The sequence below is a fragment of the Planobispora longispora genome (assembly GCF_016863135.1).
In the GTDB taxonomy this organism is placed as follows: domain Bacteria; phylum Actinomycetota; class Actinomycetes; order Streptosporangiales; family Streptosporangiaceae; genus Planobispora; species Planobispora longispora.
This window is the reverse complement of record NZ_BOOH01000071.1, coordinates 1-9,076: the sequence shown is the minus strand read 5'-3', so window position 1 is coordinate 9,076 and position 9,076 is coordinate 1. Positions and strand designations below refer to the sequence as shown.

Sequence of the window (9,076 nt, the reverse complement as noted above, 5' to 3'; positions counted from 1 at the left end):
AGGCGTCCGGCCGATCACCAGCCCGCCCGCTCAGGCGTCCGGCCGATCACCAGCCCGCCCGCTCAGGCGTCCGGCCGATCACCAGCCCGCCTGATCGTGGTGTCGACGCTCACCGTCGCCGGGGCGTCGCCCGGACAGCAGTCGCCGGCGCACCCGCCGGGCCCGCCGGTGCCGCCGGACGCGGAGGCGGCGGCCGGTACGGCGCAGCAGGCCTCCCCGCGCCAGGCCTCGCGCCCCTCCTTGACCGCGACCGCCGCGATCACCAGAGCGGCGATCGGGTCGGCCCAGGACCAGCCGAAGGCGCTGTTGAGCGCCAGGCCCGCCAGCAGGACCGCCGACAGATAGGTGCACAGCAGGGTCTGCTTGGAGTCGGCCACCGCCGAGGCGGAGCCGAGTTCACGGCCGGCGCGGCGCTGGGCGGCCGACAGGAACGGCATGACGGCCAGGCTCAGGGCGGCCAGGATCAGCCCCGGCGTGGAGTGCTCGGCCTCCCCGCCGCCCAGCAGCGCGCGCACGGCGTCGACGGTGACGTAGGCGGCCAGCGCGAAGAACGAGATCGCGATGATGCGCAGCGCCGTCCTCTCCCGCCTCTCGTGGTCGGCGGCGGAGAACTGCCAGGCCACCGCGGCGGCCGAGGCCACCTCGACGATGGAGTCCAGTCCGAAGCCGATGAGCGCCGCCGAGGAGGCGACGGCGCCGGCGGTGATGGCCACGGCCGCCTCGATGAGGTTGTAGGCGATCGTGGCGGCGACCAGCAGCCGGATGCGGCGCTGCAGCAGCGTGCGCCGGGCCGGGGAGGGGCCGGCGGCGACGTCGGCGCTGACGCGGGAACCGATATCCTCATTAATCGCCATACGGCGATGATAGCCCGATTTGCTTATGTAACCGCAAGGGGGAATCCGGACGGCGCCGCGTACGATCGCCGTATCGTGACCGTCACCCCGGGCAGTCGCGAGGGTCGACCTCCTGCCCGGCGCCGACGATGGTGACCCGGGCGAGGCTTTCCGGCGCCGTGGCGGCGGCCGTGCACACGATCTGTCCGACGGCCAGCGCGGACAGCTCGCCGGCCGGAGCGGACGGGGTCACCGTCACGTGGCCGGCCGGCTTGACGATCACCGAGAACGGGCCGGCTCCGGGCGGGACGGCGGTGGTGAATCCGTGTGCCTTCTCGCTCGCGGTGGGGCCGGCCGCCAGCAGCGCGAGCGTGTCCGTCGGAAACGACAGCGGCCGATCACCGGGCCGTGTCACCGCGTGGAGCCGGCCGTCCTTCAGCAGGTAGATGGTGATCGTCATGGCCGGTGCGACGGTCCCGCTCGGCGGGCCGTCGCCGGTGATGACCTCGCTGGGCTGCACGCCGCAGCCGGTCGCGGCGGCGAGCGACACGAGGAGCGCGGCGAGCGCGCGGAGGGCGGGCCCGGTCCTCATTCGGGGCCTCCGTCCGGATCGTGTGCCCGGCGTGGCAGGCGCAGTGTGAACACGGCGCCGCCGTCCGGGGCGTTGGCGACGGTGAGGTCGCCCCGGTGCAGGCGCGCGTTCTCCCGCGCGATCGCGAGGCCGAGGCCGCTGCCCTCGGACCTGGCCCTGGCCGCGCTGGCCTTGTAGAACCGGTCGAACACGTGCGGCAGCACCGCTTCGTCCAGCCCCGGTCCGTGGTCGCGGACCTCGAGAGCGATCCGCTGCGGGTCGGCGGAGAGCCGTATCGACACCGGTGGCTCGCCGTGCCGCAGGGCGTTGCCGACCAGGTTCGCGAGGATGACGTCCACCCGGCGCGGGTCCAGCCGTGCCGTCACCGCCGGGGGAAGCTCGGTGCCCACCTGCCGTGACCAGCCCCGGACACGCAGGGTCGCGCGCACCAGCTCGGCCACGTCGACCTCGTTGAGCGCGAGGGCCGCGACGCCGGAGTCGAACCTGCTGATCTCGATGAGGTCGTTCACCAGCGCGGTGAGGTTGAGCGTCTCCTGGCTGACCAGCCTGGCGGCCCTGCCGGCGGGCTCGGGCAGCCGGGCCGCCTCCTCGTCCAGGACGTCGGCGACCGCGGCGAGCGCGGCCAGCGGGGTGCGCAGCTCGTGGGACACGTCGGCCACGAACCGGCGGGCGTCGGCCTCCATCGCGCGCAGCTGCTCGACGTGCCGTTCCAGCTCCGCGGCGGTGGTGTTGAACGTGCGCGCCACCTCGGCCAGCTCGTCGGAGCCGCGGACCGCGATCCTGGTGCGCAGCTCGCCCTCGCCCAGCAGCCGTGCCGCCCGGCCGAGCTCGCGCACCGGGCCCAGCACGCCGCGGGTGGCGAGCAACGCGAGGGCGACCGCGAACACCAGGGCCGCCCCGCCGGTGGTCCAGGCGCGGGCGGCGAGCTCGTCGATGCTGTGCTGTTCGGGAAGCAGGCTGCGCGCGACGTAGACCTCGATGCCGGACAACCGCGTCCTCTGATCTCGCTCGACGATCAGCAACGGCGTACCGATGATCAGGATGGGTGCGCCTCGCCGCACCACGCGCTGCCAGGCGAGGTCGCCGCCGGCCACCGCCCGCCGCAGCTCCGGTGGGATCGCCCCGGGATCCAGGGCCGGCGCGTCCCCGCCCGGCCGCCGGCGCCCCGGCGGCGGGCCGGAGCCCGGGGCGGCGGGAGGCCCCGGCGGCGGGCCGGCCAGCGAGTGCGTCTCCTGGTAGAGGGCGACCGCGGAGATGTTCCCGTCGCTCACGGTGCGGGCGATCCGGCCGAGCTCCTCCGGGCCCGGCGCCGGATTCCGCAGCGGGTAGAGCGTCTGCAGGCGGCTCGTCATCGCCTGCGCCGCGGCATCCTGGGTCCGCTGCAGAATGTCGTTGCGGGCCTGGACGTACATCCCGCCGGCCACCGCCGCCGCGGTGACCACGCACAGCAGGGCGAAGGCGAACAACAGCCGGGTGCGCAGCCCCAGGCTCGGCCGAGGTGTCACCGGCGGGTCACACCGGCCCGAACCGGTACCCGAACCCACGCACCGTCTGCACGTAGACGGGCGCCGCCGAGTCGTCCTCGATCTTCGCGCGCAATCGCTGCACGCACGCGTCCACCAGGCGCGAGTCGCCGAAATAGTCGTGCTCCCACACCGACTCCAGCAACTGCTGACGGCTGTGCACCCGGCCCGGCGTGCCGGACAGCTCGAGCAGCAGGCGCAGCTCGGTCGGGGCGAGGCCCACCGGCACACCGCCTCTGGCGACCACCAGCCCGGCCCGGTCGATGGTCAGGTCCCCGTGCCGCTCCAGCTCCGCCTGGTCCCGGCCGATCCGCCGGAGCACCGCGCGGATGCGCGCTTCGAGCACCCTGGGCTGCACCGGCTTGACCACGTAGTCGTCGGCGCCCGCCTCCAACCCGGCCACCACGTCTATGTCGTCGCCGCGCGCGGTCAGCATGATGATCGGTATCTCCCCGGCGGCCCGGATGCGGCGGCAGACCTCGAACCCGTCGATGCCCGGCAACATCAGATCGAGCACGACGACGTCGGGAAGGTCCGTACGCAGCCGCTCCAGCCCCTGCTCGCCGGACTCCACCGCGCGCACCCCGTGCCCGTGCCGGGTCAGGGCCAGCTCAAGACCCTCCCGCACGGCCGGGTCATCCTCGATCAACAACACTCGCGACACGCCGCCGAGTACCACAGCACGCTCCGTAACTCGCCCGCCGGTCAACTCCGTCCACTGTCGGCCGGCCGTATCCCCGCCCCGTCCGCGCCGTGTCATGGTCGTGTCACAGTCGCGCCGGCGGTGGACGCCGTCGACGAACCGTGACATGCGGCGGACAACGCACGCATATTCGGCATCAATCGTAGTTCGGCATGAACGAACCACGCACCCTTCCGCTCCGGCCCCGAGACCGGCTGTACGCCGCGGCCACGCTGATGCTGGCCGTTCTCCTGCTGCCCGCGGCGTTCGTCCGCCATCCCGCCCGCGCCCGCGAACTGGCCTGCCGCTGGGCGTTGCGGATGCGATTCCCCGCCGAGGATCTCACCGGGCTCACCGACGGCGCCATGGCGGCGTTCACCGCGGCGCGCACCGAGGCGCTCTGGCGTCACGGCCAGCTCATCGGCCTCACCTCGGGATACCGCGACCCCGCCGTCCAGCAACGGATGTTCGACGAGGAGGTGCGCCGCTCCGGCTCCCCGGCCTCGGCGCGGATGCTCGTGCTGCCACCGGCGGAATCCGGCCACGTCAAGGGCATCGCGCTGGATGTGCGTCCCCACGAAGGCGCGCGCTGGCTCGAGGAGCACGGCGCCCGCTACGACCTCTACCGCATGTACGACAACGAGTGGTGGCACTTCGAGCACCGCCCGGACAGCGGCGGCACGCCACCGCGCCGACGACCCCACCCGGCGTGGGACACCTCATTCGAGGACGGCCCGCCCCGGCCGGGACGCGTGGGCGGATCCGGCGCGGTGGGCGGGCCGTCCCGATGAGCGGTCAGTCGAGCAGGATCTCGACGTACCCGTCGCCTCCGTGCACGCGGATCCGCTGCCCGTCGGGAATCAGCCGGGTGGCGTCCACCACGCTGACGACAGCCGGCAGGCCGTACTCCCGTGCGATCACCGCGCCGTGCGTCATCGATCCTCCGACCTCCGTCACCAGGCCGGCGACGGCGACGAAGAGGGGCGTCCAGCTGGGGTCCGTGTGGGCCGTGACGAGGATGTCACCCGGTTCGAGATCGGCCCGGGCCATGTCCAGGATGACGCGGGCCCTGCCTTCGACGGTCCCGGCGGAGACCGGCAGGCCGATCAGGGCGCCGGACGGCACGTCGTCGCGCCGGTACGCCCCGGTGACGACCTCGCCGTCCGAGGTGAGCACCCGGGGCGCGGTGAGCGCCTGGTACGACCGGAACTCGTCCTTGCGCCGCCGGATGAGCCGGTCGTCCACCCGGCCGGTGCGCGCGACGTCATGGAGCTCCTGGAATGTGAGGTAGAAGGCGTCCTCCCTCTCGGAGAGCACGCCGGCCCGCACGAGGCGCCCGGCCTCCTCCAGCAGGGCCTGCTTGTAGACGAAGTAGCGGCTGACGATTCCGTACTTCGGGTACTCCCGGTAGCCGATGAAGGTCCGGACCCGGTCGATCATCCGCTTGGTCTCGTCGGCCTTGCGCTCCCCGTCCGGCAGGGCGCGCAAGCGCGACAGCACGTCCCGTTCCTTCTCCTCCGCCTCCCGCCGTCCCTGCTCGAAGCGCCGCCCGGCGGCGCCCGGCTCGAAGTTCCTGACGTTGTCGAGGATTACGGGCACGAGCGTGGCGGGGCGCTCGCGCCAGCGCGGCCTCGTGATGTCGATCTCGCCGACGCAGCGCATGCCGTACCGGTCGAGGTAGGCCTCGATGGCGTCGCGCGCTTCGGTCCCGCCCGCGAACTTCGGCAGCTCGTCCAGGAAGCCGTCGTCCTCGACGCCCTGCAGGAACGCCACCACCTCCGGATGCGGGCGGATCGCGTCGGCCACGTCGAGCAGCGCCAGTCCCATCTCCGACGTGACGTTGCCGGGGGCGGACAGGGTGAGGGTGTCGGCCGCGTTCTTCTCGCCCAGCCATTCCTGCAGGTGGTCGTTGAGCCACCAGGTGGCCTCCATCCCCGCCATGATCGCCTGCATGTTCAACGGATCACCGAGGACTCGCTTGTGCTCCTGGAACGCCTCCAGCAGGAAGTCGAACAGCGCCGGTCCCGTCTTCGTCCGGATGTCACGCCGCAGGGCGGCGACGGAGGCCCGGCTGCGCTCGATCAACTCGGTGACGATGGCCGGATCGGTCGCGATCGGGGCGGGCGCTCCGCCGACCGGCGGAGCGCCGGGACCGCCGTCCGGGAGCGCCGGGACGAAGTCGCCGCGGTCGAGGAGGGTCTGCAGCGCGTCTCTGCTCAGCGGATCGGTCCTGCCCACCATCTCCAGGAAGCCGGCGCGGCCCGCGGGCGAGGCCAGGTGCCGGGTGGCGTCGACGAACAGCCTCCCGCCGGCCTCGTGCATCGGCGCCATGGCCGTCAGCTGCCACATCGACAGCCCCAGGGGCTTCATGGGGTCGGTCATCATCTGCTGGTGGCCGACGGAGAGGTAGACGTGGTTCTCCCGGTCGCGGGCCGCGGGGACGGGGAACAGCGTGGTGATCGGCCGGCTCTGCACGATGTGGAAGTCATCGCCGGCCAGGCACCATTCGATGTCCTGCGGGCGGCCGAAGTGCGCCTCGATCAGCCGCCCGAGCCGGACGAGCCGGACGACCTGAGCGTCCGTCAGCGCCGGCTGCTCCCGCCGCCGCGGGTCGATCGCCACTTCCCGCGTCCCGCCGGCCGGCAGGGCGTGGACGGCACGCTGTTTGACGGCGATCGCCCCGGCGACGACCTCGCCGTCGCGCACCTCGAAGACGTCCGGGGTGACCAGGCCGGAGACCAGGGCCTCGCCGAGGCCGAAACCGGCGTCCACGGTGGCGACCTTCCGGTCGCCCGTGACGGGGTCGGCCGTGAACAGGATCCCGGCCGCGTCCGGGAAGACCATCCGCTGCACGACCACGGCCATGCGGACCGTACGGTGGTCGAAGCCGTTGCGCAGGCGGTAGGTCACGGCCCGCTCGGTGAACAGCGACGCCCAGCACCGGCTGACGTGCCGGAGGATCGCCGCCGGTCCCACGACGTTCAGGTACGTGTCCTGCTGGCCCGCGAAGGAGGCCGTCGGCATGTCCTCCGCCGTCGCGCTGGATCGTACGGCGCAGGCGGCCCGCTCGCCGAGCCCGGCGAGCGCGCGGGTGATCGCCGCCGCCAGATCGCCCGGGACGGCGACCTCTTCGACGGTCCGGCGGATCTCCGCGCTGAGCGTGCGGATCGCCTCCCGGTCATCCGGATCCAGGCGCGACAGCCGGCCGAGCCGATCGTCGATCGACGGTGCCTCCGCCATGATCCGGCGGAAGGCGGCCGTCGTCACGCAGAACCCGGCCGGCACGCGGATGCCCTCGATCCGCGACAGCCCGCCCAGGTGCGCGGCCTTGCCGCCGACGACCGCGACCTGCGTCTCGTCGATCTCTTGAAGGTCCAGGACGTACTGCTCGATCATCGCGGCACCTCCGGGGCAGCCGTGCTCCGTCGCGCCGCACCGGCCGGTCGAATCCCCCGCGCCTCCGCGTCGAGCGCCCGCACCGCCGATCCCGCCGGCGGTCGGAGGCCGCCGCGTCCTCCGTACAACGACAACACACCCACGTCGTGCCCCCCGTTTCCTCGTCGGCACCGTGTCCGGCCGCCGATTCTGCGGCACGACCCGGGTCTTGCCGCAAGCCCCCCTGCCCGCTATACGTTAGAAGTGGCGAGGAGTGAGATCTCCTCGCCTTTGCTTCGTCATCCGCATCCCGCCCAGGGTGCGGACATCGCGGTCATCGTCACCAACGGATCGTTCACCCGGGATGCCCGCCGCCACGCGCGGGCGTTCCGCATCCCTCTCCTGGGCCGTGGGGAACTGGCGCGCTGGGCCGCGGACGGGCTCACGCTGCACCGGCTCCTGCGGCTGAGCCCGCCGCTGCGCCGCTGGCGACGGCTACGGCACACCGCGACTACGTCCTGTAACGGAAGAGGATCCTGCCACGGGTGAGGTCGTACGGGCTGAGTTCCACGAGCACCCGGTCGTACGGCAAGATCTTGATGTAGTTCCTCCGTATCTTCCCGCTGATGTGCGCCAGCACCTTGTGCCCGTTCTGGAGCTCCACCCTGAAGGTGGCGTTGCGCAGACACTCGACGACGGTGCCTTCGAGTTCGATGCCTTCTGTCGTTCTTGCCATGTTCTCGTCCTTGTCGGGTCGGTTCCTGTGAGGTCGCGCGGTGATGGGTGGGGGCGTCAGCGCAGCACCAGCTCGAGGTTGCTGCTCGCACGCCGGGCGCCGACGCCCTCGAACAGCGCCACGGCCGCCCCGTTGGATTCGTTCACATCGGCCGGCGCCGTTTCGATCCCGCAGCCGTGCAGCGCGCCCAGCACATGGGCGAGCAGCGCCCGGGCGATGCCGCGGCGGCGCCGGTCGGACCGGATCGCGATCAGCCCGATCCGCTTGCACCGTGGCCGCCGGGGCACCGTCACCACCCGGAGCAGGCCCACGTATTCATCGGCGTGCACCGCCACCGCGTACTCCGACGGGTCCGTCACGGTGAGGCCGTCCGGGCGGGGCAGCACCTCGGCGGGCATCTCCTGCCATCCGACGGAGGCTTCGACCTCGTCGCGGATCACGCGGTCCAACGTGAGCAGAGGGCCCTTCTCCGCCCGGCCGACGGCCACTATCGTCACGCCCGCCGGCGGTGGAGCCGAGCCGAGCCCGGTGACCCGTGGATCGGTGGGCACGAGGTACTCCCACTCGCGGCGCCGGGTCGTGAAGCCGGCCCGCTCCCACTGCGACGCCAGGTCGAGGTCGGCCTCGTCGACCACCGTGTACAGCGGCTTCGGCAGGTCCGCCAGCATGGCGTCGGCGAGCTGCTCGAAGGCCGCGCCGCGCCACGCGTCGATGCTGAGGAACAACCGCCCGTCGGGCCTGCGCGAGGTGTAGCCGCGACCGACCGTCAGGTCGTCCTCCACGGCGTGCCACTGCGTCTCCGCGACCCGGGTGATTACTACGGCATGCTTGTCCATGCCTGAGGTGAAATGCGCTGGATGCATTGGTTATCGCCTTTCGGGATCGCCTTGCCGAGGCGCTCCCGGCGACACCTAGGTCAGCCGCTCGACCGTGACCGCGGGGGAGAGCACCCACATCGATACAGCGTTCACGGGTCCCACCTCCTCGCAGTCTGTCACGGTTCGTGGCACATTACCGGCGCGTACGTCGCCCCGTCCAACCATTTTCCGCCTCCTGTGCCACCGGCATGGACGCGACCCCACCCCGCCTCCTGCGCCACCGGCATGGACGCGACCCCACCCCGCCTCCTGCGCCACCGGCATGGACGCGACCCCACCCCGCCTCCTGCGTCATCGACCACGCCGCCGCCTCGGGCATCGACCTGCACGCCATCCGCCGCCCCCCGGCCCCCCGAGGCTTCGTGCCCCTGTCTCGGCGCCGGGTAGCCGAGCGCACCTTCGGATGGCTGATGCTCTGTCGCCGCCTGGTAGGCGACTGCGAAGCTCGGCCAGAGCG

Annotated in this window: 8 protein-coding genes; 1 reads left to right on the top strand and 7 read right to left on the bottom strand. The window is 72.6% G+C overall.

Annotated features, from left to right (window positions below; translation table 11 throughout):
• Window positions 1-62: 62 nt before the first annotated feature.
• The 4 genes from Plo01_RS37980 to Plo01_RS37965 all read right to left on the bottom strand — a co-directional run bounded on the left by Plo01_RS37980 (window position 63) and on the right by Plo01_RS37965 (window position 3,612).
• Window positions 63-854, bottom strand: coding sequence for a cation efflux transmembrane domain-containing protein (locus tag Plo01_RS37980; protein WP_203895641.1), 792 nt, complete (start codon window positions 852-854; stop codon window positions 63-65).
• 82 nt (window positions 855-936) lie between these two features.
• Window positions 937-1,425, bottom strand: coding sequence for a GerMN domain-containing protein (locus Plo01_RS37975; RefSeq protein WP_203895640.1), 489 nt, complete (start codon window positions 1,423-1,425; stop codon window positions 937-939).
• Window positions 1,422-2,930 carry an ATP-binding protein gene (locus Plo01_RS37970; RefSeq protein ID WP_203895639.1) on the bottom strand — a complete coding sequence of 503 codons (1,509 nt, stop codon included), beginning with the start codon at window positions 2,928-2,930 and terminating at the stop codon, window positions 1,422-1,424. The genes Plo01_RS37975 and Plo01_RS37970 overlap by 4 nt, the downstream gene beginning before the upstream one ends.
• 7 nt (window positions 2,931-2,937) lie before the next feature.
• Window positions 2,938-3,612, bottom strand: a complete 675-nt coding sequence (locus Plo01_RS37965) for a response regulator (protein WP_203895638.1) — start codon at window positions 3,610-3,612, stop codon at window positions 2,938-2,940.
• 191 nt (window positions 3,613-3,803) lie between these two features.
• On the opposite strand from Plo01_RS37965, the gene vanY-N reads away from it, so the two are divergent.
• Window positions 3,804-4,421 carry a D,D-peptidase/D,D-carboxypeptidase VanY-N gene (vanY-N, locus tag Plo01_RS37960; protein ID WP_239317866.1) on the top strand — a complete coding sequence of 206 codons (618 nt, stop codon included), beginning with the start codon at window positions 3,804-3,806 and terminating at the stop codon, window positions 4,419-4,421.
• Between the two features lie 4 nt (window positions 4,422-4,425).
• On the opposite strand, the gene rph is transcribed toward vanY-N, so the two are convergent.
• From rph to Plo01_RS37945, 3 genes are all read right to left on the bottom strand, one after another.
• A complete protein-coding gene (gene rph / locus Plo01_RS37955) occupies window positions 4,426-7,026 on the bottom strand; it encodes a rifamycin-inactivating phosphotransferase (protein WP_203895637.1) in 2,601 nt (866 codons plus the stop codon).
• Window positions 7,027-7,516: 490 nt separating this feature from the next.
• On the bottom strand, window positions 7,517-7,741 hold the full coding sequence (infA, locus tag Plo01_RS37950) for a translation initiation factor IF-1 (RefSeq protein ID WP_203895636.1): 225 nt from the start codon (window positions 7,739-7,741) through the stop codon (window positions 7,517-7,519).
• A 56-nt stretch (window positions 7,742-7,797) separates the two neighbouring features.
• Window positions 7,798-8,577: a GNAT family N-acetyltransferase gene (locus Plo01_RS37945; protein ID WP_239317864.1), complete on the bottom strand. Its 780-nt coding sequence runs from the start codon at window positions 8,575-8,577 to the stop codon at window positions 7,798-7,800.
• Window positions 8,578-9,076 lie beyond the last annotated feature (499 nt).